Annotated in this window: 22 protein-coding genes; 9 read left to right on the forward strand and 13 right to left on the reverse strand. The window is 50.3% G+C overall.

What is annotated here, in order from left to right; translation table 11 throughout:
- Window positions 1–177: 177 nt before the first annotated feature.
- The 10 genes from BD_RS10835 to BD_RS10880 are packed head-to-tail and all read right to left on the reverse strand — an operon-like array spanning window position 178 to window position 10,780.
- On the reverse strand, window positions 178–1,200 hold the full coding sequence (locus tag BD_RS10835; protein ID WP_011164789.1) for a hypothetical protein: 1,023 nt from the start codon (window positions 1,198–1,200) through the stop codon (window positions 178–180).
- Window positions 1,201–1,202: 2 nt separating this feature from the next.
- On the reverse strand, window positions 1,203–2,798 hold the full coding sequence (locus BD_RS10840; protein WP_011164790.1) for a tetratricopeptide repeat protein: 1,596 nt from the start codon (window positions 2,796–2,798) through the stop codon (window positions 1,203–1,205).
- Entirely contained in the window at window positions 2,795–3,502 is a 708-nt protein-coding gene (locus tag BD_RS10845; RefSeq protein WP_011164791.1) for an outer membrane beta-barrel domain-containing protein, read from the reverse strand. The genes BD_RS10840 and BD_RS10845 overlap by 4 nt, the downstream gene beginning before the upstream one ends.
- Window positions 3,499–4,659 (reverse strand): hypothetical protein, encoded by a 1,161-nt coding sequence (locus tag BD_RS10850; RefSeq protein WP_011164792.1) that lies wholly within the window; start codon window positions 4,657–4,659, stop codon window positions 3,499–3,501. Before BD_RS10850 ends, BD_RS10845 begins: the two co-directional genes overlap by 4 nt.
- A gap of 3 nt (window positions 4,660–4,662) precedes the next feature.
- A complete protein-coding gene (locus tag BD_RS10855; protein WP_011164793.1) occupies window positions 4,663–5,793 on the reverse strand; it encodes an AgmX/PglI C-terminal domain-containing protein in 1,131 nt (376 codons plus the stop codon).
- The gene (locus BD_RS10860) at window positions 5,790–6,056 is read right to left on the reverse strand and encodes a hypothetical protein (RefSeq protein WP_011164794.1); all 267 of its coding nucleotides are present in this window, start codon (window positions 6,054–6,056) and stop codon (window positions 5,790–5,792) included. The genes BD_RS10855 and BD_RS10860 overlap by 4 nt, the downstream gene beginning before the upstream one ends.
- Entirely contained in the window at window positions 6,053–9,043 is a 2,991-nt protein-coding gene (locus BD_RS10865; RefSeq protein ID WP_011164795.1) for a tetratricopeptide repeat protein, read from the reverse strand. The genes BD_RS10860 and BD_RS10865 overlap by 4 nt, the downstream gene beginning before the upstream one ends.
- 52 nt (window positions 9,044–9,095) lie before the next feature.
- A complete protein-coding gene (locus BD_RS10870; protein ID WP_226988172.1) occupies window positions 9,096–9,593 on the reverse strand; it encodes an ExbD/TolR family protein in 498 nt (165 codons plus the stop codon).
- A 10-nt stretch (window positions 9,594–9,603) separates the two neighbouring features.
- A complete protein-coding gene (locus BD_RS10875; RefSeq protein WP_011164797.1) occupies window positions 9,604–10,059 on the reverse strand; it encodes an ExbD/TolR family protein in 456 nt (151 codons plus the stop codon).
- A gap of 16 nt (window positions 10,060–10,075) precedes the next feature.
- Window positions 10,076–10,780, reverse strand: a complete 705-nt coding sequence (locus tag BD_RS10880; RefSeq protein WP_038449640.1) for a MotA/TolQ/ExbB proton channel family protein — start codon at window positions 10,778–10,780, stop codon at window positions 10,076–10,078.
- 394 nt (window positions 10,781–11,174) lie between these two features.
- Between BD_RS10880 and BD_RS10885 the strand changes: the two genes are divergently transcribed.
- From BD_RS10885 to BD_RS10910, 6 genes are all read left to right on the forward strand, one after another.
- On the forward strand, window positions 11,175–12,503 hold the full coding sequence (locus BD_RS10885; RefSeq protein WP_011164799.1) for a chloride channel protein: 1,329 nt from the start codon (window positions 11,175–11,177) through the stop codon (window positions 12,501–12,503).
- The gene (locus BD_RS10890; protein ID WP_011164800.1) at window positions 12,500–12,871 is read left to right on the forward strand and encodes a hypothetical protein; all 372 of its coding nucleotides are present in this window, start codon (window positions 12,500–12,502) and stop codon (window positions 12,869–12,871) included. Before BD_RS10885 ends, BD_RS10890 begins: the two co-directional genes overlap by 4 nt.
- 90 nt (window positions 12,872–12,961) lie before the next feature.
- A complete protein-coding gene (locus tag BD_RS10895; protein WP_231839139.1) occupies window positions 12,962–13,432 on the forward strand; it encodes a hypothetical protein in 471 nt (156 codons plus the stop codon).
- A 213-nt stretch (window positions 13,433–13,645) separates the two neighbouring features.
- Window positions 13,646–14,779 (forward strand): hypothetical protein, encoded by a 1,134-nt coding sequence (locus tag BD_RS10900; RefSeq protein ID WP_011164802.1) that lies wholly within the window; start codon window positions 13,646–13,648, stop codon window positions 14,777–14,779.
- Window positions 14,766–18,062: a hypothetical protein gene (locus BD_RS10905; RefSeq protein WP_011164803.1), complete on the forward strand. Its 3,297-nt coding sequence runs from the start codon at window positions 14,766–14,768 to the stop codon at window positions 18,060–18,062. Before BD_RS10900 ends, BD_RS10905 begins: the two co-directional genes overlap by 14 nt.
- Before the next feature lie 65 nt (window positions 18,063–18,127).
- Complete coding sequence (locus tag BD_RS10910) at window positions 18,128–18,739, forward strand: hypothetical protein (RefSeq protein ID WP_050792942.1); 612 nt, start codon at window positions 18,128–18,130, stop codon at window positions 18,737–18,739.
- Window positions 18,740–18,785: 46 nt separating this feature from the next.
- On the opposite strand, the gene BD_RS10915 is transcribed toward BD_RS10910, so the two are convergent.
- On the reverse strand, window positions 18,786–19,889 hold the full coding sequence (locus tag BD_RS10915; RefSeq protein WP_011164805.1) for an alkaline phosphatase D family protein: 1,104 nt from the start codon (window positions 19,887–19,889) through the stop codon (window positions 18,786–18,788).
- 95 nt (window positions 19,890–19,984) lie between these two features.
- Window positions 19,985–20,725 (reverse strand): helical backbone metal receptor, encoded by a 741-nt coding sequence (locus BD_RS10920; RefSeq protein WP_231839141.1) that lies wholly within the window; start codon window positions 20,723–20,725, stop codon window positions 19,985–19,987.
- Window positions 20,726–20,892: 167 nt separating this feature from the next.
- On the opposite strand from BD_RS10920, the gene BD_RS10925 reads away from it, so the two are divergent.
- Entirely contained in the window at window positions 20,893–22,185 is a 1,293-nt protein-coding gene (locus tag BD_RS10925; protein WP_011164807.1) for an enoyl ACP reductase FabMG family protein, read from the forward strand.
- A 4-nt stretch (window positions 22,186–22,189) separates the two neighbouring features.
- Window positions 22,190–23,032, forward strand: coding sequence for an MBL fold metallo-hydrolase (locus tag BD_RS10930; RefSeq protein ID WP_011164808.1), 843 nt, complete (start codon window positions 22,190–22,192; stop codon window positions 23,030–23,032).
- On the opposite strand, the gene BD_RS10935 is transcribed toward BD_RS10930, so the two are convergent.
- Window positions 23,033–23,761, reverse strand: coding sequence for a hypothetical protein (locus tag BD_RS10935; protein WP_144313853.1), 729 nt, complete (start codon window positions 23,759–23,761; stop codon window positions 23,033–23,035).
- 69 nt (window positions 23,762–23,830) lie between these two features.
- Here BD_RS10935 and BD_RS10940 point away from each other — a divergent pair, with 69 nt between their 5' ends.
- Window positions 23,831–24,973 (forward strand): phospholipase D-like domain-containing protein, encoded by a 1,143-nt coding sequence (locus BD_RS10940; RefSeq protein WP_011164810.1) that lies wholly within the window; start codon window positions 23,831–23,833, stop codon window positions 24,971–24,973.
- Window positions 24,974–25,007 lie beyond the last annotated feature (34 nt).

A 25,007-nucleotide genomic window follows, 5' to 3' on the forward strand; every position in this document is an offset into this window, starting at 1 on the left:
ACGCAGTCCGCCCTCGTAGCGATGGCGGACCGCAGAATTCACTCATCACGAACCGGCTAAAATCAGAATTAATACATCAAAAACAAAAAAAGACCGAACATTGCTGTTGGTCTTAGTTTGTTCATGCATTTTAGAAAGACCCCAGCAAGTGGGGTCTATTACTTAATTTACGCAAGTCTATTCAATGTCGATAGCTTCGAAATCAATCGTCAAGCCAACGCCGGGCCCCTGATAGTCCCACTTGATACCTTCAGCCAGCAGGATGGAACGAGTGGCAGGCTCGTAAACCCAACCTTCCGTCACACTGTTTGGAATCACTTGCGTTCCGTATTTCACCACGATGGTTTTTTCATTCGGAGTACGACTGAGTTTCACTGAACCTGCCGTGCGACGAACGATATCACGGGCAAATTCCGCCAGCTTCACACCAAAATCCGGAGCACAAAGACTTAGAACATTAGTCTGAACTTTATCACCATTAACCACAGACCCCAAGAACTCCTCAAGCTTGCCATCAAGTGACTCGCTGGAAGGACAGATATCCTCCTCTGCCAGTTTGTTGATAACACCATAGGCAAGAACCTTGTTAGGATCGCCTTTTTTGGTGTTCAGGAACTGCTGGAAGTCCTTCGGCGACAGTGTCGATTGCTCTTTGGCATCCGTGATGAAAATCACAGCAAGGAAGGCATCCTGACGATAAAAGCCGGCATTCACCCCCACATCCAAAGGCGGACTTAACGCCGCCACCACCGGAGAAAACATCATCTCACTGACGTCCCCGTCCAAACCCACCATCATCTTACTGGACAAGATACTAACCAGATTCGGAGTCGAGTTTTGCACAAACGACGGAGTCCCGACAAGTTTCCCACAGGCATCTGGCTTGTTCGAATACCGGCAAGCCATATCTGTCGTCAAAACACCGATGTGATAATCCAGGATGGACACTTTGGAAATACCATCAGCAAAAGCCGCCGCATTTCGACTCAAATTGCTTTGGGCATCGTCCATACTGGCCGAGTTATCAATCACGAACAGAATATCCACCTTCGGATTGAAGATGGCGAAGTCCGCTGGTTTTTCAGAGACTTCCTCTTTGTTGATTTTAGCCTTGGGGATCAGTTTTGTGGATTCGTTTCCACAACCGGACACCATTGCAAAAGCCATCAGCAGGCTCAAAGCCTTGATCGAAGACTTCATCCTTACTCCTTCACGCTGTCTTTAGCACAGCCTTTTTTCACATCGACTTTGAAGTTGGACAATTCGTCGAACCAGATTTCTTTGTCGTTAGCGAAACTCATCGCATATTTACCAGAAGCGCCCGTGGAACCTTTTTTGGTTTCAACTGCTCCGGCGTGTTTGATGAACTTGCTGGCGGAATCCACCTGCTGAATCATCTCAACTTCCACGATGCGCAGACGCTGCATCACTTGTTTGGAATCTTCCAGCTCGGCTTTGGCCAGTTCCTGCACGCGCTGGTAACCAGCACCTTGGGTCATGTCGGCACGGGTTTTCACCTGATTTTTCAGGGTTTCAAACTGGCCCTGCAAATTTCCGAAGGTCAAAGAACGCGCATACAGCTTTTCAGCCAGATCCGCCTCCTGATTCATGTACTGGTGTCTTTTCACCAGCAGATTCAAAACCTCGTCACGGGACGCCATGGCTGGCAAAAGATGAGCCTCTTTACCCAGCTTCGCTGTGCCCACCGGGCCTTGAGCCAAAGCCTTCATCAGATTTGCCACCGCCGGTTGATGAGGATCTGCGCTCAGCTTTTCAAGGGCAATCAAGTGTTCGCCGAACTGACCTTTGATGGATTTCATCGTCGCCAGAACGCCGGTATAATCACACACTTTCAGACTGGTGAAAGAACTCAGCAGGTAAGACTCAATACCCACCCAGCCTTTGAAGTGTGGGTAGGTCAAAGTCTTGGTGATCGCCATCGCGTTTTGCGGCTCGCCTTTTCTCATATAAGCCCAGGCCATTTCTTCCTGTGCCTGGAACCAGTAATCAGACTTCTTGGTGATCTTTTCGTAATACTTCAAAGACGCATCCAGGAATCCGTTTTGGTACAGCAAACGTCCCGCCGTCAGGGTCATCAGATCCTTGTCGATCGGGTTGTTTTTGGCTTTCATCAAGTGCGCCAGAACCTGAGCGGCCTTGGAAGAATCCCCTTTGATCCCCAGATTCAGAACCAGCTGCCATTGCAGGATGTTTCTTTCTTTGGAATCAACCGGAGTCTTCTTGATCAGCTCAGTCAAAGCGGCGATGTCTTCAGTGACATAGCTTTTTTGCAGAACCACGGCCATTTCCGCCGCCTGACCGAAAACTTGAGTCCAATAAGGATTCCAAGTCACCTGAGCCATGCCCCAGACCGGATCCTTGTCGTTCAGGTTTTCCTTCCACAGACTGATCACCGTGGCATCAATCTTTTCAGGATTGGAAATTGCCAGCAGGTTTTCAACACCTGTCAGCTTCAGACCGTTTTTATAATTCAGGAAAGCTTCCAGAGCTTTCCCGGTTTCAGTCATCTGGAAAGCCGACTGATTGAAAGCCTGGCTCCACTGGAACAGGGCTTTTTCATAGTTTTTTTCCACCAGGAACTGGAAGAAGATGTTTTGCTCAGCTGAAGACGGGTTCACCGCCTTTTTCAGCTTGGCCACTTCTTCGCTTTCCACGAATTGAGCTTGGGCAGTGCTTGTTTTGCCTTCAAGAATGCTCATCAGGTCGTCTTCAGCAAGAGCGACGCTGTTCACACCCACCAGCAAAGAAGCCACTGTCAGGGACTTAATCAACATCATAGCATCCAACCCATTTGCACAGAGGCAACGTTTGTCATCATGTTCTCAGTTTTATCGTAGTATTCAGCTTTGTACTGCTGAGCGCGGTACTCGATACGAGTCGTCAGGTTGTTGCTTAGCCAAAAGCCAAAACCCACACCCAAAGTGGCTGCCGGAGAAGTCCCAGTGGAAAGTTCCATCTGGCCATAACCCGCAGTCAAGTAGGTGTCAAAGTGAGCCACACCCAATTTACCGAAGCTGAGCTTCCCTACAACCGGATACCAGTTCACCATGCCCAAAGTTTCAGACTTTGGATACACAACCTGCGGGAACAGATATTGTGGATCTTTCGGATTGGCCGCCGCCGCCTGATCGGCTTTGGAAACCATGGCTTTTCCTTCCGGAGTCAACGTGTTGAAGGAATAGTTGTACTTCACACCCACACTCCAGCTTGGATTGATGTGGTAGTGAGCATTCAGACCCACGTTGTTGGTTTTGTTGTAGGAATCCCCGCCGAACACGCCGGAAAATTCTGGCGCCAGCTCCACACGCTTGGTGCGATTGATGAAACGGTTTTGCACCACTTCATTTTCAACTTCGGGGTTCAGGGCTTTGGCTTTCATGTACAAAGCCTCATTGCCACCAAAAGAATCCACTTCCTGCTCGACCTGAGCATAGGAAACAGAAGACAAAAGAAGAGCAAAGATAATGCTTACTGATTTCATGGGTTCGCCGCCTTTACATTGATACGAAGAGTGTGAGTGTTGGTTGCGGTCTGGATGGAGCGTGGGGAAACACTTTCCACCTTGATATTCACAGTCAAAGTTTTTGCCGCTGTGGTCAGGTCCGTTTTAACCAGTCCTGTGCAGTCCAGCTGAGAGCTGGTGCCGTAGGCTTTTTTGCACGTCAATGAACTGCCTGGCAATACCGTTGACAGATCGTCCATGGACACCAGGCGGATATTGGCAAAGTTCGCCGGGTCATAGATAGAGAATGCAATCTGCATGGATTCACCTGCCGTAAGGCTCGGAACACTTTCCATCGTCATTTTTGTCGGGCGCAAACGCGGTTCAACAGTCACTTCACGTTTGTAGAAGTCGGATGCCACACCGTGCTTGGAAACCGCCACCAGACCAAAACAATAGGTGCCGTAAGTCAGGGTGTCAGCGTTGTTCAGATTTACAGTCACAGTGCCTGTGTACTTGCCTGTGGCGCCAGTCACTTCTTTGATGTTCTTCACTTCAACAAAGTGGGAAATGGAATCTGAAGAATAGCTCGGGACACAGTCGCGCACCTGGATAGACACGTTTTCCTTTGCATAGGCGTCGATGTCTTCCAAAGTCACGGTCATTTCATAGGTTTTGCCTGTGATCCAAGTCCCCGTGCTGCCTTCAAGCGTATTTACGATTGGCTTGGTGTAAGTGTTTTCGATGATGAAGCGAACTTCATGATTTCTTACAGACACCGTTGGATGCGTCGGACTGGCATTCGTCGCCAGAACCACTTTCAAGCTCATGCCCAGATTCGGCAAGCTGCCCAAAAGAGCTTTTGCCGGAGTCCAGGAAAACTCCCCTGTAGCTTCATCAAACTTCGCACCCGGGAAATCCGCCAGATTCAGGATCATCATTTTAAAGGTCACACCCGGAATCATCACACGGCCGCCGACTTTGAACTGAACTTCGGAGCCCACACGCGCATTCACGCGGTCAGGAGCATCCACCAAAAGCCCATCCTGAGGGATTGGCTTTTCCGGAACCGGTTTGTTTGTATCCGGCAGGTGTCCGTTACGAACCTGATCGGAAGCATTTGCCAATGGATCCTGCTGCATTTCGCAAGCAGTAAGGAACAAAACGCTGGTCAATAGTGCCAACAATACTTTCATTTTTTACCCCTGACCTTGTCTGCGCAAAACGAATGGATAAGTTACTTTTACATCCACGCCCCCTTGAGGCAGTGGGAACTTCCAAGTTTTCAAACGCATGGTAATACAATCTTCAACACCCTTGTTCGCCATGGAAGAGCTTTCCACGGACGCGGACTTCACCAAACCGTTGCCGCCGATGGTAAAGCCCATCGCCACACGACCACTCAAGCTCGGAGTCCCTTGCAGGGCCTGCTCGTAACAGAAACGAACCTGACCCAGGTTGCGACGAATGACTTCATCAATCGCAGAACGATCCAGACCTTGAGCCACTTCAGCTTCTGCTCCCAATGGAACTGGAGCACCGCCCGCAGAACCCACCAAGGACAAGCTGCCGTAACCCGCTTGACCGCCGCCTTTACCTTTGGTGCCGTAACCGCCACCACCGGCAATGTTAGCTCCAGGTCCCAACGGAGCCGATGTGATGCCTTTGCCGTACAAAGACGTCTGCACACCACCGCTGCCACCCGTGCCACCCAAGCCGACACCGGCTGTGGTGTTCACGGCACCCAGATTCAAACCACCACGCTGTTTGCCGGAACGAAGGCTGCCCAGGGCAGACAAAGCACCGGAACGCTTCACCAGTTCCGCACGTTTCACCGGCATTTTGGTTGCGGTTGGATCCGCCATCATATTGGTGGTCGGAGCCACCGTGCGCTTGCGCTGTTCTTTGGCCTGAACGATCTTCACGACTTCCTGTTTTAGTTGTTCAGTCACCTTCGCGTTCTCTTTTGGAGCCAGCTTGAAGATGGATAGAAGCAACAACAAGATGACAAAGGCCATCAATACAGAGGCTTTTAAATCTTTTTTGTCATCAGTACGAACCAGCAAATCAGCCGGAACGGCTTTGACTTCCTTCACCAGGCGCATGGAGCCGAACTTGCCCAGTTGGACTTTCTGGTCTTTCATTTCGTCAAAATCAAGATCCGCAATAACCGAGAATTTGATTTTGTTTTTGTCCAGAGCTGCTGTGTTCGTCACAACTTCCAGGCGTTTGGTGTCAAAGCGCTGGATCACCTGCGCTTTTTTCTCCGTCACCGGAATTTGGCGGGTCACATTGCCCAAATTGTCTTCAATAACCAGTCTTAAACTCATGGATTTTTCACCTCACCAAGGGTCGCAGATTGTTTCATGCGATCCTTGAAGTCTGCTCTGACGCCGATAAGGCTGTTCAGAACCTTGTCTTCTTCCACCGTGGTCACGGCCTCATCAGAAAAGTGATACTGACCGCTGACCAGAAGGTCCTCGAAGTTCACGTCCTGATTCTTTTTTGGTGCCATTTTATCAGATGCCGCTTTTTCAGGAGCCGCCTGGACGGAGCCTGCCATCACAAGCATCATCAATACGTATTTCATCATTGCTGCTTCTCCTTCACTTCGGTGTCTTTCTTAGCCAGTGTTGCCAGACGACCTTCCAGGTATTCCACCATGGATTTGCGCTGGGCTTTTTTCTCAAGAACCAGAGCCTCTTCGATGGCGCTGGCCATGAATGGATTCTGCTTCAGATGGGTGCGGGCTTTTTCAAGCTCGACCAGAGTTGGTTTTGTTTGTGCGGACTCTTCCGCCTTGATTTGCGCTACCGCCGCAGTCCAAGTGGCTTTTTGAGCCTCTGGCGCAATCGCGGCCACCGCTTCCACTTCCTGGGAAGTGTACTGAGCCCACTCGGTGTTCTGAGTGGCAAAGGCTTTGTAAGATTCCAGAGCGCCGGTTTGTGCCCAGAATTCTTTGACTTTGGTTTCAGCCATCATCGCCGTGTTCTGATTCGGAGCCACTTGCTGAGACAGGATCGTCAGATATTCGTTTTCCTGTTCCGGAGTCAGACCGGAAGGCATTGGCAAAGACAGAGCTTCATTATAGAAGCGCGTGTTTTCCCTGGCCACCAGATCCAGAGCCAGCAACTGGGAAGACCAGTCCCCGGTGTTGATCGCACGGTTTGCCAGAGCTTCCGCCTTTTCAAGCAGCTTCACACGGGCTTTTAATCCTTGTGCGATCGTGTTTTGGTTTTTGGTGTCGATCGTCTGCGCCATCAATGGAGCGCTCAGCGCTTTCAGATCCGCCAGGAAGACGATCTTTTCGATCATCACAAACGCATCTTGTTTGGAAGCGCCTTTTTCCTTTAAAGCCAGATCCAGAGCTTTGCGATCTTTGGTGCGACCGTAAACTTCCAAAGCGGCACGGGCATAAAGGCCGTTGTTGCTTTTAAAGTACATTTTGTAAGTCTCAAGATCCTTTACCGGATTTTTCGACAAACGAATCAACTGGGACGCGATCAAAGGCTTTTTGCTGTCGTCTTTGGACTGCTTCAGGTACTGAGCGTAGTACTGCTGAGGATCTTTGTCCGCCAGCTCAGAATACATCGCAAGCTTCAGGACCTTGTCATCCGCAGACAGACCGGCAAAGTTCATCTGCTCTGCCGTTTTCAAAGCAGTCGCAAAATCCAGTTCCAGTTCTGCGAACCAGACTTTGCGACCCAGCGCGAATTCACGCTCTTCCGCCGTCAAAGTCTTTTCACGCAACAGATCTTCGATGGCCACGCGGGCTTCGGTGATCTTGTTCAGTTTTTCGCTCAGAAGAATTTTGTTCTTCAAATATACTTTACGGTCTTCAGCACTTGCCGAAGCCGCATGGAAAGAACCCAATGCAGCCAAGGCTTGTTCAGGCTGGCTTTCCGCCAGTTTCGCCGACTGAGTCAGGATGGACTTTTGCTGGATCTGCTGGAAGTCGGCTTTCTTGTCAGCAAACTTGCCCGCGTATTCTGCGGACCAAGCCATGATACGTGCATCGTCTTTCAACAATGCCAAAGCATCCAGTGAAAGTTCCGCGGCTTGCGTGCGAATCGCAGCACTGCCTTGCGGGTTCAAAGCCAGTTGTTTCAACTGGTCCGCCGCAACGGCATAGTCGCCTTTTTGATAGATTGCATAGGTCTTCTGATATTGAACATCGAAGGACTTCTGTTTCAGAACCGAGTTCTGAAGATAGTCATCCTGAGCCGCAACTAACAGACTTGCATCTTTGGATTTTTCAGCATTTTCGATGCCCAAAAGCAGGTTCTTCTCAAGCTTTTCAGCTTGGGATTTCTTTGCCGCCGCATCTTTTTCAACATTGTATTTAGCCAGGATCACTTTATTCGCCAAAGCAGTCCACTGGGAGGCTAAAACATAATTACCCGCCGTCGCAGCCGCCTGAGCACCCCACACATACATGTCTTCATCTTCAGCAAACACCTGGAAATATTCCTGGTACGCGGTCAGAAGCTCTGCACTTGGTTTGCTGTTTTCCAGACGGTTCCAGCCCACGATGAACTGACGAAGACCTTTGGCTGATTCTTCGCAGGTCGCTGTCGTACAATCCGTGGCGCCCCAAAGACCCAAAGCGGTCTGATAGGACTTTGCCGCCGCTTGAGTGTTTTTAAGATCAAAGTTCAACTGCGCCATACGCACCTGGGCTTCCAGACGCATTTTTGGATCGCTTTGTTTTTGATAGACATAGTCCCAGGTTTTCAAAGCCTGGTCTTTTTGCCCCAGACGCAAGCCTTCGCGGGCCAGCATCGTCACCTGTTGCAGTTTGAACTGTTCCGGAGAAAGGCTGTACAGAGTTTCTGCATCGCCATCCTTGATTCCGCGCGCAGCCATGAAGGTCGCCATATCGCGGGAAACTTCTTCCAGGAACTGCACATCCGCCACACCACGGGACGCCGCCATGCGGGACTGCAATTTAGGATTTTTCAAAATGTCCTGAAGCTGAGCGATCGAGGCATCCATGTTCCCCTGACGGAAAGAGCACCAAGCGCGACGGTAAGCCGCCAAACCTTGAGAACTCGCCCCTTCAGTTGCCAGGACCTTGTCATACAAACCCGCGGCCTTCGCGAAGTCTGACTGGCGGAAAGCCATTTCGGCCAAAGACAGATTGGCTTCAGCCATCTCGATGGGCGTGGTCATGCCACCATTGGTAAGCATGGCCTGATAGCTTTTTTCCGCAAGGTCATTACGGCCTTGAAGTTCGTAAAGATGGCCCATTTGCAAGTGAACCTTCGCCACAGAAGTGGGAGGAACTTTGCTCAGCGCTTCTGTATAATAAGTCAGTGCTTTATCACGATCTTTTGCACCCGCAGTGCAAACTGTGCAGCCGTCGGCCAGTTCTTTCATGGAAAGCTGGCGACTGCGTTCAGCGTGAAGATCCGCCAGTCGCAAAAGCACAGCGGCTCGGGCCGGATCTGCCGGCGCCAAGCCCAGTTGTACCTGAGTCAGTTTTTGGATCAGAAGGTCTTGAGTCGACCCTGAGGCCATGGCGTGAGGGGCCGCAGCCACTCCCATTGTCATGGAGAAAATTAAAAGTCCTTTTTTCATTGTCGAGACCCCCTCTGTCTCTAAACTACTTTGGCAGATTTTATTTCATTCCCTATTTCATCACTACGGCAAACTTGATATCGCTGTAGCCCGCCTGATTCATCCCCAGAATGATCTGGTTCAAGAAGTCGTACTTCACACGACGATCCGCCTGGATGGTCGCGGTTCCCGGGAACTCCGTATTCGGATGCAGTTCCTGGTACTTTTTGCGAAGCTCAAGCAGCTCGGCGGTGATCGTGTTGGCATTCACCAGTTTATCTTCGACGAAGATTTTGCCGTCTTCGACTTTGATAACCGGATTTCTTTCCAGTACGTCTGCCATGTGTGCTTTGGGAAGTTCCTGCCCCTTGCCGATCATCAGAATGTCGCCTGTGCTGGAGAAATTCATCAAAAGGAAGATCACAAGAATAGAGAAAGCATCAATCAGTGCGGTCAACAATAGATCCGCAGCGATTTGCCTTTTCATTTTGGCGCCGCGCGGAGTGATCGTGGATTGCCCCTCGATCATCCCGGTCAGCACTGAATGTTTTAAAATTCCATCAGTAACCACAAAACCCCCACTATAATGGAGAAACGCCAAGATCTGTCATGCCGGTTTTCTTAAGCTTGTCCATCACGTCGATGATTTCCTCATACGCGGTGGAAGCTGTCGGCTGAATCAGTCCTGTGTTCAAAGATGGCTCGACCTGTTTTAAGTTGGTCAAAGCCTTTTCCAACCCTGCCCAGTTCACTTGTTTGCCCTCGTGAGCAACGCGAAACTTGCGCAAAGACGCCGGCACCAGAGAGCTTTGCTGCACCTCCAGATCCAGATCTCCGGTGGCGGTCATGCGAATCCAGACCAGGGGACTTTTCTTAGTGTCCTCCTGAGCCTGTCCGCCAACCGCCTGTTTCACGTTCATTGATCCGACGTTCAACCACACAGCGGTGATCAAAAGGAAACAGATCGATACCGACAGCAAGTCGATGAACGGAATAAGGTTGACCTCAAAATCCAGATGCTTCTTGGAGTGTTTCATAGAACCCCCTTAAAAATTAAGCATCCAGCTCAGCAGCGCGCTCGGATTTGGAAGTTTTGATGTTGTAGGAAGTCATTGGCTCGTAAGAGTAGCTCAACCAGTTGTAGACTTTCAAACCGGCTTGATTCAGGTCTTCTGCCAGACGATTCGCACGATTCTGAAGGATTGCGTAAGCAACCAGAGCCGGGATCGCAGTGATCAGACCGTAAGCTGTCGCATTCATCGCCTCAGAGATACCCGCAGAAAGCAAAGAAGCTTTTTCAGCAGGATTCGCAAACGCCACGGCCGCGAAAGAGCTGATCATACCAGAGATCGTACCCAACAACCCTGTCAGGGTCGCCACGTTCCCGAACATAGTCAGGAAGCCTGTGCGGTGATCCAACGCTGCGTTTTCCTGAATTAGAACTTCATCCATTTTACCTTGGATTTCCTCTTTACCACCCAGGTTGCGAGCCGCTGTTGCACCTGCTGCAATCGCGCGAGCCACTGGATTTGTCGCCATAGCTGCTTGGGATTTGGAAATCACAGCATCCATTTCGCCGCGACGGATGGACTCTTCAAAGCCCATCGCAAAGTCAAATTGAGTGATTTTACGACGAACGAACAAAGCGTAAGCTCTTTCGATCATGATTGCGATAGATGCGACTTGAATAAGCAAGATTGGCCACATCCAGAAACCACCGTGTTCGAATGCTACAGCCATTTTTGTCAGAAACTCCATTGTTACCCCCTCATTAATGTAACATTTCAATTACAGACCATGGTCCAGCAAATCGTAAAGAGACAAATGCAAGATGACACAACACAATATTATTTTTAGGTCAGGGAATAGTTGGCGAAACGAACGATTTACTCCTCCAAGCAAGTCGCAGATGGTCCTACTGTACAAACAAGTTTCTCGAATGAAAAATTGCTTTTATGCAGTTTCCGATTTCGCGCTTCTCCACCCCCACTGCCCTCGCCACACATGGCGGAACAAAATTATTTTTATGTTGGTGCATATTATAGATATAAATCCATGACACACCGTTTCGATGCAAAGCCTCATGCATTGACCCCTCAAGCACACAGGCAGAAGTTCTGTCGCACCGTCTGAACTGTCCGGGAGTTTTTTAGTGTATTCAAATGAATTGAAGCAACGTCGTCGCATTCTGCTGATCTGTGTTTTGAGCTGTCTAGTGGCTATCGCCAGTGTTCTGGTGGCAAAGCTGCTGCTTTTGGGAATTGCCCTGTTCACCAATCTTTTTTATTTCCAAACATTCTCTGTGGCAGAAAGCAATCCCGCAGACAACACCCTGGGAGCCTGGGCTGTCGTGGTGCCGGTCATCGGTGGTTTGATTGTTGGAGCCATGGCAAGATTTGGATCTGCCAGCATTCGTGGTCACGGAATCCCTGAAGCGATGGAAAATATCCTGCAAAAAGAAAGTCGCATCCCCCGTCGCATCACATTCCTAAAGCCCCTGTCATCAGCCATCGCCATTGGTTCGGGCGGCCCCTTCGGCGCCGAAGGCCCGATCATCGCCACTGGCGGCGCCTTGGGGTCCTGGCTGGGACAGATTGTGCCCGTCAGTGCCTATGAAAGAAAAATCATTCTGGCTTCCGGCGCGGCAGCAGGCATGACTGCGATCTTTGGCACACCATTGTCGGCGGTCTTGCTGGCCATCGAGCTGCTCCTTTTTGAATACCGTCCCAAATCTTTTGTTCCCGTGGCGCTGGCAACAGCCGTGGCGGCGACATTGCGTTCGGCCTTTATGCACACGGAAGCTTTCTTCACCATGCCGCCTATTCAGGTTCCTGACATGACCGGGCTGCTGACGTATCTGGTGTTTGGCGCTGTCATGGGATTACTGGCGGTCGTTGTCACGAAATCCATTTACTGGGTGGAAGACCACTTTGAAAAAATCCCCCTTCACTGGCTGTGGTGGCCCGCACTGGGTGGCCTTGCTGTGGGCATTATCGGCCTGATTGAGCCACGCTCCTTGGGTGTGGGCTATGGCAATATATCACTGAGTCTTGCTGGCAGTCTTACCGTCGGCGCCGCAGTAAGCATCTTCGTATGGAAGTTCCTGGCCTGGGCCATTGCGCTGGGAAGCGGAACGTCCGGCGGGACCCTGGCGCCACTACTGACATTGGGCGCCGCTTTCGGATTTATCATTGGAACGCTGCTGGCTCGATTTGTTCCCGAACTGCACACGGATGTAAACACCATGGCCCTGATCGGAATGGCAGCCCTGTTTGCGGGATCTTCACGAGCACTCTTGGCATCCGTACTGTTTGCTCTGGAAGGAACCAAACAACCCGTGGGCCTGGTTCCTTTGTTGGGTTGTTGTTGTATTGCTTATTTGATTTCAACCGTGATTATGAAAAACTCTATCATGACTGAAAAAATCGCACGCCGGGGCCTGAAGGTTCCCCATGAATACTACGGAGGATCCCACTCATGAGTCAGCAACGCATTCAAGCCACTGCCGGCAGCGATCATGTCGAGTACGGCACCGCCGACATCCGCTCGTATTCCCCGCGTGAGGTTCTGATCAAGTCATTGCAAAAGCTGGGAATGTTCTGGGGCCTGGCGATTTTCAGTATTCTGCTTCCAGTGGTGCACTTTGTTCTGACGCCGTTATTTTTTATTCTGGGAATCTATCTGTCCGTGCGCGCGCGTAAATTCCGTCACGAGATCTTGTCGGGCTCGATCCACTGCCCGCACTGCAAGACGCCAGTGACAATTGGCAAAGCCGCTTTTTTTGAGGAACACACGGAAATCTGCCAGAACTGCGCATCGGTTGTCCGTATTTCAATACCTGAAGCCTAGCTGGCCATAAATCGTCACTGGCATTATAAAAATTCACCTTGCTGAATTTTCACGGGCACCATGAGGGCGACTTTGATAGATTTTGCCCTTATGGCAAAAATCCTGATCGCCCTTATCATCAGCCTTTCTTCAGTTGCGCAAGCAGCAGACCCACTCTGCTATCAAAAAGAGCGCAACCCGAACACCCGTCAGGCCTTTGCCAGCGCTGATGAATACGATGCCTTCCGTGGTGACTGGGCTGACCAGAATCCTGGCACTGGAAATCCATTTTCTTTGATCAAGGCTTACAACGTTTACAAGAGTGAAAAAAATAAGGCAGAAAAGATGGGCACAGACAAACTGGCTCATTGTTACATTGGTTGTCGCATTTCTCAGGAAACCAGCTATCACACGGCTGACTATGTGGGCTGGTTGAAAGAAGATCGCGACATCACCGACTGCAACTACAACACCCGCTTTGATGAAGACGACTATAAGGCCACTGCTCGTGGTGCCCAGTTTGGCGAATCTGCCCGAGACGCTGCCGCATGTGAAAGCTCTTGCAAACAGGTCTATAAATAAACTGTCTCAATTCTGAAATTAAGAACTTCCTTCTAAATCGACCTCTTACTGCCCCCATTGGGGATTGTGAGCCCTTGTTGGCTTTTTTTCCTGGCTGTGACAATTGAGGGCACACTGTCCAAGGCCTTTCTATTAAGTCTTATATCTTTGAAATGGTAACGCCAAACCCGCGCACGGAACTTGAAATGATGTGTGTAGGAATATGGGGTTGGCATGAAAAGAACTGCATTATCAACACTTTGTCTCATTCTGATACTGACGGCGCAAAGCTATGCGCAAAGTCAGATCAGCGCAGCTATGCCTGAGACCAAAGAAAGCAGCCGCTTCGATGCCGAGTGGAGACTGCGCCTTGCAGGCTCTGACGTGCACGATGAGCGCAGCCAATCCAAAGTCGTTGATATCCGCACAGATATCAAAGCCAAATACCTTCTAAGCCGTTCCTTGCAGTTGGACATCCAGCCTTCTTTGCGCCTGCAATCAGGCCAAACCCAGAGCGTGGATGGTGCCGACAGAGCTGAAAACAAGATCATTCTGAACCAGGCGGCAGCTCACTATCTGCCATTCTCGGCGTTGCGCCTGTCAGCGGGTGCCTTGAATCAACGCCACATGCACACAAATCTTCTGGTGGATGGCATCGCCTTCCCCGCAGCTCGCCTGGAAGCCCTGATGAAAGCGGGCCTGACTAAAACAAGCCTTTCTGTGGAATCCGCAATCCCGACTTCAACTTCTTTGAGCACGAACACCAAAGAACTTGAAAAGACTCCGTCCTTGAACACAGCCGCATTGAAGTTCCAAATGCAGGCCGCCCAGAACCTTTTCTGGAAGTCCTCTGTTGGATACTTCATGTATAACAACCTGCCATCTGCGGTGGCTCAGCAGTCCAATTTGCTGGGGAACGAAGTTGAAAAGCTTTCTGAAGCCCAGTACGCCTTCATGTATAAATACGAAGGCATTGAGGCCGCGACTGAATTTGAATTCCCGGTGTTTTCTCTGTTTGATTTCAGAGCTGGTGGCGAGTACTTGCAAAACACCAAAGCTCCATCCGACCAGAACACCGCAACCCGTTACTTTGCCGCGGGTGAGTTCCACTTCGGCAAAAATACGGACCTGGTCATTGAAGGCAGTTATTTCTCCATCGCTCCGGAAGCAGCGGTGGCTTACTTTAACGCCGGTGGTTTTGAAACCAACCGCGTGGGCTATTCCGCCGAAAGCTACCTATCCTTTAAAAAGGAAGGTTTCAATATCGGCGTGAAATACACGGATTCAGAAGTGATGTTTAATCGCGCCCCCCAATCCCGCGAGAAGACTTTGATGATCAAGCTGGAGACTTTCTATGCAAACATCTAAACTGACAATCCTTAAAGCCATCTTAAGTCTTTACGCTTTGTCACTGGCAGGATGTAATCTTCCTTCTCCGCAGGACAAAGAAAGCACGGGCACAGGGGCTGCGACTTTCACAGCGCAACCAATGGCTGACAAATCCAAAGCTTTGGAAGTCAGTGTTCAGGGTGACTTTGCCCTGCCGTCCTCTAAAGTTTTCAATCTTCAGGCATGTATCAAAGACGTTGCATACGACAAGGTCGTGGCGGGTCATGATTTCATGGTGGAAGAAACACAGCAGAAAGTTACAACTGACAAAGCCGGCTGCCTGACTTGGGCTGAGCGCGTGAGCTTTAACTTCCTGGCAGAATCCCAGTACATCCGCATCGAAAGAACCATCAAAGGCACGGGCGTTCACCGCGGTTCTCAAAAAGTGGCTTATGCGATCAACCCTTGGTCCCATGGCGAAACTTTAACTCCGGTTTTGAATCCGGATGATGGCAACAACATCCCTCGCCTGGTGGACAACCAGGAACAAGGCAAACTGGCTTTGAAAGGCCTTTCTGCCGACAACGCTCAAGCAACACGCCCTTTGTGGGTGGAAGATGGTCGTCTGTTCGTCACAGAACAGAAAATGACTGCCGATGGTGTGACCCTGCTGGTGGAAATGCGCCCGAATCCATCCATTCAACTGACCAAAATGAACGGCGAAATGTTCCTGCGCGCCCTGACGGCGGGATCTTTCAAAGCGCGCATGAAGCTGATCCATATCTATCAGCACGACAACCAGGAAATCCGCCGCCAGATGTCTGAGACTCCGATGATGGACGTCAAAATGGAAAACGGTTCTTTGGCGATCAAATCCCCGATGCACCTTCCAGCTTTGCCTACTCGCGGTCAAATCATGCTGGGTCTGGAGCTTTCTCCGGTGAACGGTCCCCAAGGCCTGACGGCATTTGATGGCGTTTACTTCCTGGGTGAATACGATCAGATCAAAGGGTCTTCTTTCCTGAAACTGAACACGATTGTGGCTCAAACCAAGGGCTTCAAGATCAGCAACTATGTAAATGCACAGATGCAGGAAGTGGCGCAGGTCACACCGGCTGGCAAAATGAACGAAGACACTTACCAGAAACCAAAAATTGAAGTGTCCCAATTGGAATTCCGTTTTATCCGCGTGGGTTCTGAAACGACGTCCACTCGTGAAGTGTTCTATAATATCAAGGCCTGCGTAAGAAACGGCCTGGATCAAAAGAACACGCGCGCTCACACATTCAAAGTCACTAAGTTCCGTCAAAACGAGGCAGAGACTTCTTCTTCGGTGTCCTTGAAGACTGACAACAACTCATGCCTAAGCTGGGATGAGAGCATTTCCTTCAAGTACTTCGATTGCCAGCGCTATTTGAAGGGTTATGTTCAGATCGAAAACGAAGACCTGGGCATGAAGGAAAAACTGGAAATCATCGTGAACCCATGGGAATCCTGGGGTCAGGTGGCTCGTGACATGCGCTATGTGGATCCAACTGAAAAGCTGATCCTGAGCTGCGAAAAAGAAAGCCGCCCACGCACGCAAATCCTGCTGGACAGCTTCAGCTACAACACGTTGTCTTACAACTACAACGTGGATGCACAACTGAACCTGACTGTGACCAAAAAAATCCAGTTCAAGATGGACCCTCGCCTGCTGATCTATTCAAGCTTGGCCAACGGCCGCGCGGAAGCTCAGAAACTGCGTGATGGTGTTTACTTGATGAAGCTGGCCATCGTGCAAAACCGCGACTATGACCAGAAGAACACTTATGTTACATCCGCAGACCGTTTCGTAAACGTGATGAACGGCCTGATCAACACGGACGTGACTTTCCAGACGCAGGATCTGAAAGCCCTGGGTAACCGCAACAACATTCTGGTGGAACTGCACCCGGTGGATGAATCAAAAGTTGTGGTTGAAAAAGGCGAAGTGCGCCTGAAAGATGCTTCCCAGCACGTCGACACTGCGATTGATGCGGGTTCCGTTTTGGAAAATCCGACCTTCATTGGTCCGATTACTTTGAACATTGATGAAACCACCCGTCCGCTAAGAATTATGGACCCGGCAGCGATCAGCACTTACCTGTTGAAGGGTAAAGGCGAAAACAACACGTCTGAAAAGAACGTGGTGGCTCGCATTGTGGCGGAAGGTTTGAAAGTAAAAGCAGAAATCACCAGCAACATTAAAAACCGTTCTCAGGCGGCTCACTTTGCCAAAGAAAACAACCTGGATCTGCTGGCTTTGCCAAACCTTGAAAAAGAGCAGCCGCTGGTGAAAGCGCTGGTGGGTTCCACCAATCTGGCGGACCGTCTGATTGTGACGAAGTCTGATTTGTATTCACTGGTTTCCACGGGCAAGTTGTCCAACGAAGCGGCACAAAGAATGTGTGCTTTCTGGGCCAGCGACTACATGAGAAAAATGTACGCGGCCAAAGGTGGCGCGATCATGCCTAATATCGCTCCGGCGTTCGGTATGGACTGCTTCCATGCGGTTAAAAAAGACGTTTCCAAGTTCTTCATGGTTGAAAAACAGATGTTGATCAAAGAAGTCGGCAACACTCAGTATCTGAAAGGCCTGAATCAGGGGCTGACGGTGGGCACAAGCTTCTCTTTGAGCGCTTCTCACTCTAAATCCGTGACTTCTTCCACGAGTGTGTCTGCGAAGATCGGTCTGTCTAAAAAGTTCATGGATCTATTGTCTGTCAGTGCGGACCTGGGATACACCATGTCCTGGGCCACTACAGACGCGAAAGCTTCCAGCAACTCGATTTCTGTGAACGGCTCCACTTCCATGACGGTTCAACAGAGCCAGATGAAGGTTCGCGTGAACAAATACGAGCAGTGCGCGATCGTGCGCCTGAACCCGACTTTGTTCATCAAGGACACGAAATCCTGGTTCGGCCGCAAGGACTATCTGATGGTTCTGAACTCACAATTGACCGAGGCTGAAAAGGCGGCGGCAGTCACTCGTGGTATCATGGTGTGTGACGGTGTGACTCACACTGAGCCAATGGACATCACTGAGAACTACTACCTGATCGCTCAGGAATCCAGCAGTTCCCAAATGCAGGACAGTGGGGATTCCCGCAACCGCAACTTCTTTATCGCGCTGAGATCCACGCAAGACTTCAACCGCTTCGTGATCGCCATGCGCGGGAACGCCGGCATGCCTCAGGGTGCGGAAAAAGACGAAGATCCTCAGGTTCAGGCCACCAAGATGATGGAGCAGCTGTTCCAGATGCCTGCTCCAAGCTATCCGGGCATGTACCTGGTTAAATAGTCTCAAATCGGGAATTCCTGAACCGCCGCTTGGTGGTCCTTGGGAATTCCCTTTATCCTGAAATCATGAAAATAATTCTGATTGCTGGCTTATTCTTATTTGCGAATAACGCTTTTTCCTCCCAGGAACTGGCGCAAATCATCGCCTGCCATGAAGCTCTCGACGGCAAATCAGATTCTCGCACCTTTAAACTGGAAGTCACCTCCCCCACCCCCTTCACTTTAATCTCCGGGAAGAAAATCTATTTCATCACGGATCAATCCGTCAGCGCCCTGGAGCACAAATATGCCGGACAAAGCATGACAGTGAAGCTGGAAGAAAAAGGTCAGGTTTTCTATCGCACGATCAGCTTTCAAAAAGACGGAACCATAGGCAATGTCTCCTTTGATGAAACCACCCCTGAAGCCAAAGCCCAGGCAGTGTCGGCCCGGGCGCAACTGGATCCTGACTCCATCGCTTTGTTAAAAAAAGAACTGCTGCGCCAGATGAACAGTGTCACGGGTGAATATCAGAACAAATACGATCCCGAAGACACTCTGCACGCGTTGAATATCTGCCGGCAGATAAAGTCCAAAGAACTAGAAGAGAGTATCGACAAACAGAGTGCCTTTTATGAAAAGCTGCTCCGTCGAAAGGCTTCGTACAAATTCCAAAAAGACAAATCCGGCCACAAATAAAAAAACCCGCGGATTTCGCGGGTTTTTAGTTTCAGACTTTTACCAATTACAAACTCAGCTTCATTTCCTGCGCGGTCTTGCCGCTTTCATCCACCAGTTTCATGTGGACTGTTTTATTTTTCCAGTCCCACTCCAGCAGACCGAAGTTAAAGGCCTCTAAGGCGCCACCCACATAGTGGAAGTCTTTTTCACGGTTTGTGATATCGCCGTTCAAAGGACCGACAGTCAGATCATACAGCGGCCCATAACCTTCCAGCAGATCCACTTTGCCGACAGAGCCAAACCCGCGGTTGCCGCTGACGATCACCACTTTTTTGGCATTGGTGGCGCGCAAAGTATCAAAGAACTTCTGGCGATCCAGCGGGAACAAACCCCAGCGCTCCTGACCGCCGGTGTTGGCCGCCATCTGCAGCGGAGACACGATCACACGGTATTCAGCCTCTTTGCTAAGTTCGCTTTCCAGCCAGCTCCACTGCCCGGCTCCCAACAGTGAATCTGAACGGTTCCAGTTTTTCTTAAACTGGCCATCCACCCCCGTGTCCAGCCAAGGGGTTGCATAGAAACGCGTGTCCAGCATGATGATTTGCACACGCTGCCCCGGCGCCCCCAGGATCACCGAGTGTTCGACACCCTTGGCGGATTTAGGCTGAAGTTTCGTGATATAGCTCCAATAATTCAGGAAAGCTTCGCGACTTTCGTGTTTGCCTTCATAGCCAGAATCCCCATGACGAAGACCGAAATCCAACCCGTCCCACACCGCCATGAAAGGCGCTTTACCACGCAACTGGCGATAGCCTTCGATTTGATCCAGCTTTTTGTACTGCGCCCCCAGTGGTTTTTCATCATAGCGCACAGAACTGACGCTGTTGCCGGTGAAGACCACGACATCGGGATTTTTCGCAGAAACCTGCTGCCACAGATTTTGTTCCTGATCCTGATGTGCGCAGCAGACAAAGGCCACACGCTGAACTTTTTTAACTGATTTCAGATCTTTCTGCGGAAGTTCAGACTGATAGTTGTTTTCCGCCTGCATGCGCATCATTTTCAAGGTCAGCGACTCGGGCGCCTGGCTTTTTTCAGCACACGAGGTGGCAAGTATGGTAGTCAAAGCCAACAGGGATACACGGGCAGAAAACGACGTCAGAGTCATGATGCAGATCCTTCCTGATGTTCACACAACAAAATCATGAGATTTTATTCTATATCACCATCCGGATCTGTCACGAGAAGTTGAACACACCAGACCTACTTTTGGGGATAGGCTTCTTTCAAAAACTCAAGACTGCGAACACCGAACCAGGAATAGGATTCCCCGTTGACGATCGCTCCATCAATATCCAGCGCCTTCAGGTCAGAAATCTTTTTCTGAAAAGGATAAGGCTCGGAAGAAAATAAATAAAAGGCGTTCTTGAAGTCTTCCAACTCCACCACCGGATACTTGTCACCTTCGGGGAATGCGGCCACCTTGGCTCCCAGTTTTTCCAGCACCGAGCCGATGTAAGTCTCGCGGCTGACACTCATCCAGGGTTTTTTCCAGATCAGATAAAGGACTTCGTCATAGCTCTTTCCCGGTGGGCGCACCCACTCCAAAAAGCCCGGGATCTTTTGCAGATCCCACTTCAGCGGCGCGGCCTCGACCAGATCCAAGGCCTCCACCGACATTTCCATCAACTGGGGATTTTCAAAGTGCTCCCCTAGGCGGGCCAGCTCTTTTTGCAGGGACTCGAGGGAATGCACATGGGTCGCCAGATAAGGCACCGGGCATTCTTCGGCCATTTCCAGGGGGTTTTCTTCCTGATCCAGCAGCACCAGATCAGGCTTTAAATCCGCCACCAGATCCCAGGACACATCTTTGGTGCCCCCGACAATCGGGATGTTTGTGATCTGCTTCGGAGGATGAATGCAAAAACGCGTGCGTCCAACAACCTGAACACCGGCTTTTAAAAGTGTCTCGGTCCATGACGGAACCATACTAACAACTCGCACAATAGTCCTCCGAAAGCCCATTCTAAACGCCCCCCATCTCCCAAAGCAATAAAAACGGCCCACAACATAAGCACTCTGCGGTGTATTTTGAACTGCCTCTAGTCAAAACTTGACCCCGCTGGCAGAGAGGACAAGTATGTTTTTTTTCTATTTTGAATGAGGTATTTATGACGCAACTTTTCCCTCTGAACGAGAAGCCATCCTTGAGCCCGTACAAAAAAGGCGATGTCCTGGTCCTGTTCGGCGAGCTTTTCACTCGTGGATATGCCAACGGTTTGGTTGAAGAGGCTGAGCGCCGTGGAATGACAATTGTTCGTGCCACCGTGGGCCGCCGTGAAAAAGACGGTACTTTGCGTGCCCTGAATGCCGAAGAAACCGCCAACATCCCGGCTCCGTTCATCAACGTGCCGATGGAGGCCGGCTTTGACATGGAGCCAGATTCTAAAGGCGTGACTCCTTGCCAGCAGTTGGAAGGCGTCAAAATGAGCGAATGGGACAAGGTCCAATTGGACTGGTCTTCCATCGAAGAATCCCAGAAAAATGGCACCGCCCGTTTCAAAAAAAACACCGAACTTTTCCTGAATGAACTGGAACAATACATCCCGGCGGGTGCCAATGTTCTGTTTGCGCACCTGATGGCGGGCGGCGTTCCGCGCACGAAAGTGATCATGCCGGTTTTGAACCGCGTTGCCAAAGGCACCGGGGATCGCCACATTTCTTCCCAGGCTTTGATGGATTCTGAAATCGGAAAGCTTTGCCTGAAAAACTTCCAGGACGTCACCGCGGATACCTTCAAGCATCTGGTTGATCTTTCCACCCCACTGCGCAAAAAACTGGAAGCTTCCGGCAGCCACGTTTCTTACACGGCTTACGGATACCACGGCACCGAAGTACTGATCCGTGGCCAGTACAAATGGCAGACTTACACGTGCTACTTCCAGGGTTGGGCAAAAATGGCATTGGAAAAACACGCCGAAGACTTTGCAAAACAAGGTATTCACTGCTGCGTTTACAACTGCCCAGAGATCCTGACGAACTCAAGCTCCATCTTCCAAGGTGTTGAAGTATCACTTTACCCTTTGATCGCAGCTATCCATAAAGACGCGGGTGACAAGAAACACGCTGAACAGGTTCTGAACGACTGCAAGGCGCTTCTAAAAGATGACGTAACACTTGAACAAATCATCAAAACCACTGACGACTACTTGACCAATGATCTGACTTTGGAGTTCACCAAATTCGAAAAATGGCCTCAACACTCCCGTCAGGATCAAATGGAGTACATGCTGAAAAACTCAGATGCCCTGTTTGATATGCACAAAGACCCTAAGAACCTGCTGACGGCCGTGTTGTCTGAAGTGGTGTTTAAATCCTGCGGTTATGTGATGCTTCACGACTCCTGGCAGCCAAAAGCTCCGGTGGCGTGGATTGGTCACGACCTCGTAGCCCGCTGCATGTAATCGTATGTCAGTTCAAGCCGGAGAGAGTTGGAGTTACAACAAGTACAAGTTCCATGGAATGTCGCTGTCGGGAATCCGCACGGCGATTTCCATGCCCGAACTCTCTTTGAGCTTTGATGTCGCACAAGGCTATCCTTTCCTGATAAACTTAAAGCAATTCTTTATCAGTCACGGCCACCTTGATCACGCAGCTGGGATTCCTTACATCATCTCACAGAGAGCGATGAACTCGCTGCCGCCTGGAAAGTTCTATATGCCGGGCACGCTGGTGGAGCCTTTGGATAAGATCATGAAGCTCTGGGAGCAGATTGAAAACCACCAGTACAAGTACGAGTTCGTTCCCGTTAAAGCCGATGACGAAATCCCGCTGAACCCCCAGGCCTTTATCAAGGTCTTCCCGACCACTCACCGAATCGAGTCCTACGGTTACACCCTGTTTGAAGTTCACAAAAAACTGAAAAAAGAGTACCTGGGGTTGAAACAGGACGAAATCGTAGATCTGCGCCGTCAAGGACTTGAAGTCAACGAAACCACCAACATTCCAGTGGTCAGCTTTACCGGCGACACCCAGATCGAGTTTTTGGATTCCCGCCCCTGGGTTCGCCAAAGCAAGATCCTGATCATGGAATCCACCTATCTGGACGACAAAAAATCCGTCGAACACGCCAGAACCTGGGGTCACACCCATATTGACGAAATCATCCCGCGCCTCAAGGACATTGAGAGCGAGAAGATCGTTATTATTCATGCTTCCAGCAGATATTCAGACAAAGAGGCTTTGCGCCTGCTTCAAGAAAAAATCCCGGCAGAATACCGGGATCGTGTCGAACTGTTTCCAGGTCGCTAATTAGAACAAATCGCCCAGATCCAGCCACAATTTACGGGTCTTCAACTTTTTCGTGCGGAAGTGCTCGACCCACTCAGAAGACGTACGTTTTTGCCAGTTGCTGGCCAGATTTGCTGTAAAGATCAACGGACTGTATCCCTGACCCACGATATCGCGTGGAGCCCGCAAAGCCGTCAGCATTTCAGGGCCATAGAAACCAATCACCGGGAACAAACGGTCTCTTTCACCCAGCTCACCGATGATCAAAGCACCATGCACTTGGCCTAGAATCGTGCGGCTTAGAGGACTGGAGGCTTCCGCAGGACCCGGGCCGCCTGCCGCACCGACAACAACAAGGCCGGAGTCGACTTTCTTATTCAGCAGCTCCACCAGCTCTTTGTTGGCTTCGTTGGCTCTCATATTGAAATCAAAGAAAACAAAAGCGGCGTTGTCCGGCAGGGATTCCACACGCTCGTGCAAGGAGGCCATGTCGACTTCGCCTTCTTTGGTGTACGGAGTGTAGTTCAGAATCTCGCAAGTCTTACAGGATTTAACGTAATCAGCAAAAACCGGCTTCACCTTAAGTTCGAAATCTTCCGCCTTGCCTTGGCCGAAGTAAATAACTGTGGTTTTAGAGGACGGTACCGCCGCCTGAGCCCATGTTGCTCCGCAAAAGGTAAGACTCAGAAGGCTGCCCGCCAAGATTTTTTTAAGACTTTTGATGTCCAGAGATATGTTGCTTAATGCCATAAAGTGAGTGTGCCCTCCCCCTTGCTTTGCTGTCGACTTTTTTAATAATTTAATGAACAATTGCGACATATGGAGTCATGGAGCCAAGTTCAAATTTTTCACTCAGGTGACGACTTTTTCTCAAGTCTCATTCTAGATATAAGACAGGCTCGTCGTAGCGTCACCATTGAATCGTACATCTTTGCTGAAGATAAGCTGACTCAGTCGATTTTGCATGAATTGACAAATGCGCGCCAGCGCGGCTGCACCGTCAAAATCGTCGTCGATGGCTTCGGCTCCTACACTTCAATCCCTTATCTGGACCGCTTTTGCACGGACAACGGCCTGGAGCTTCGGGTTTTTCATCCGCTGCCTCACCCGCTGATTTGGGCGCACCAGTTTGTGATGAAATATTCCTGGCGCGGGTCTTTGATATTTAAACGCATCAATCGCCGCACCCACCGCAAGATTGCGATCATCGATGAAAAACGCGCCTATCTGGGCAGCATGAATTTCACTCAGGAACACTGTGTGAGTTATGTCGGCGAAAAAGCCTGGCGGGACACCGGCGTGTGGGTGGAAGGCGAACCCGTCAAACGCCTGGTGCTGGCTTTTCAGATCTCGTACCTGCGCACCTTCATGAAGGGCCTTTTAACGTGGGTGGGCCGCTGGCGCATGAATGAGGACGTTGCCCACAATGTGCTTCGCCTGAACACCACCCAGCGCACACGAAAAAAACTTTATCGCGATCTGCTTCGCCGGATCAGTCATGCCGAAAATCGCATCTATTTGACCACAGCCTATTTCCTGCCACGCAGATCCTTGCTGCGGGCGTTGCTGAAGGCCGCCCAGCGCGGAGTCGACGTTCAGCTGCTGATTCCCGGAAAATCCGACGTTCCGATGGTCAAATGGGCGGCTTTTTATATTGTCCGCCTTTTGATTCAACGGCAGATCCCGATCTTTGAGTATCAGAAGTCGATTTTGCACGCCAAGACGATGATCATCGACAACGAGGCGTTCGTAGGCTCTTTCAACCTGAATCATCGCAGTATTCTGCATGATCTTGAGGTCGAAGTGATTCTGCAGGAACCCTCCATGGTGCAGAATATGCTGGAGCAATGGCATCAAGACATCGCCAACTCCAAACCTGCCTCAGAAAAGGATTTTGCCACCCCTTCTTGGCTAACCCACATCCTGTATAAGATCGCCTTCCGATTGCGTTATATGCTCTAGTTTTTTGTTTTGACCTAAGGACCTTTTATTAGGG

This window comes from Bdellovibrio bacteriovorus HD100, assembly GCF_000196175.1.
In the GTDB taxonomy this organism is placed as follows: domain Bacteria; phylum Bdellovibrionota; class Bdellovibrionia; order Bdellovibrionales; family Bdellovibrionaceae; genus Bdellovibrio; species Bdellovibrio bacteriovorus.

What these genes read in the sequence shown, in the direction of transcription:
- BD_RS10835 (WP_011164789.1), bottom strand. Translation starts at nt 1,200, where the DNA reads ATGAAGTCTTCGATCAAGGCTTTGAGCCTGCTGATGGCTTTTGCAATG.
- BD_RS10840 (WP_011164790.1), bottom strand. Translation starts at nt 2,798, where the DNA reads ATGATGTTGATTAAGTCCCTGACAGTGGCTTCTTTGCTGGTGGGTGTG.
- BD_RS10845 (WP_011164791.1), bottom strand. Translation starts at nt 3,502, where the DNA reads ATGAAATCAGTAAGCATTATCTTTGCTCTTCTTTTGTCTTCTGTTTCC.
- BD_RS10850 (WP_011164792.1), bottom strand. Translation starts at nt 4,659, where the DNA reads ATGAAAGTATTGTTGGCACTATTGACCAGCGTTTTGTTCCTTACTGCT.
- BD_RS10855 (WP_011164793.1), bottom strand. Translation starts at nt 5,793, where the DNA reads ATGAGTTTAAGACTGGTTATTGAAGACAATTTGGGCAATGTGACCCGC.
- BD_RS10860 (WP_011164794.1), bottom strand. Translation starts at nt 6,056, where the DNA reads ATGATGAAATACGTATTGATGATGCTTGTGATGGCAGGCTCCGTCCAG.
- BD_RS10865 (WP_011164795.1), bottom strand. Translation starts at nt 9,043, where the DNA reads ATGAAAAAAGGACTTTTAATTTTCTCCATGACAATGGGAGTGGCTGCG.
- BD_RS10875 (WP_011164797.1), bottom strand. Translation starts at nt 10,059, where the DNA reads ATGAAACACTCCAAGAAGCATCTGGATTTTGAGGTCAACCTTATTCCG.
- BD_RS10880 (WP_038449640.1), bottom strand. Translation starts at nt 10,780, where the DNA reads ATGGAGTTTCTGACAAAAATGGCTGTAGCATTCGAACACGGTGGTTTC.
- BD_RS10890 (WP_011164800.1), top strand. Translation starts at nt 12,500, where the DNA reads ATGAGTCAGCAACGCATTCAAGCCACTGCCGGCAGCGATCATGTCGAG.
- BD_RS10895 (WP_231839139.1), top strand. Translation starts at nt 12,962, where the DNA reads ATGGCAAAAATCCTGATCGCCCTTATCATCAGCCTTTCTTCAGTTGCG.
- BD_RS10900 (WP_011164802.1), top strand. Translation starts at nt 13,646, where the DNA reads ATGAAAAGAACTGCATTATCAACACTTTGTCTCATTCTGATACTGACG.
- BD_RS10905 (WP_011164803.1), top strand. Translation starts at nt 14,766, where the DNA reads ATGCAAACATCTAAACTGACAATCCTTAAAGCCATCTTAAGTCTTTAC.
- BD_RS10910 (WP_050792942.1), top strand. Translation starts at nt 18,128, where the DNA reads ATGAAAATAATTCTGATTGCTGGCTTATTCTTATTTGCGAATAACGCT.
- BD_RS10915 (WP_011164805.1), bottom strand. Translation starts at nt 19,889, where the DNA reads ATGACTCTGACGTCGTTTTCTGCCCGTGTATCCCTGTTGGCTTTGACT.
- BD_RS10925 (WP_011164807.1), top strand. Translation starts at nt 20,893, where the DNA reads ATGACGCAACTTTTCCCTCTGAACGAGAAGCCATCCTTGAGCCCGTAC.
- BD_RS10930 (WP_011164808.1), top strand. Translation starts at nt 22,190, where the DNA reads ATGTCAGTTCAAGCCGGAGAGAGTTGGAGTTACAACAAGTACAAGTTC.
- BD_RS10935 (WP_144313853.1), bottom strand. Translation starts at nt 23,761, where the DNA reads ATGGCATTAAGCAACATATCTCTGGACATCAAAAGTCTTAAAAAAATC.
- BD_RS10940 (WP_011164810.1), top strand. Translation starts at nt 23,831, where the DNA reads ATGGAGTCATGGAGCCAAGTTCAAATTTTTCACTCAGGTGACGACTTT.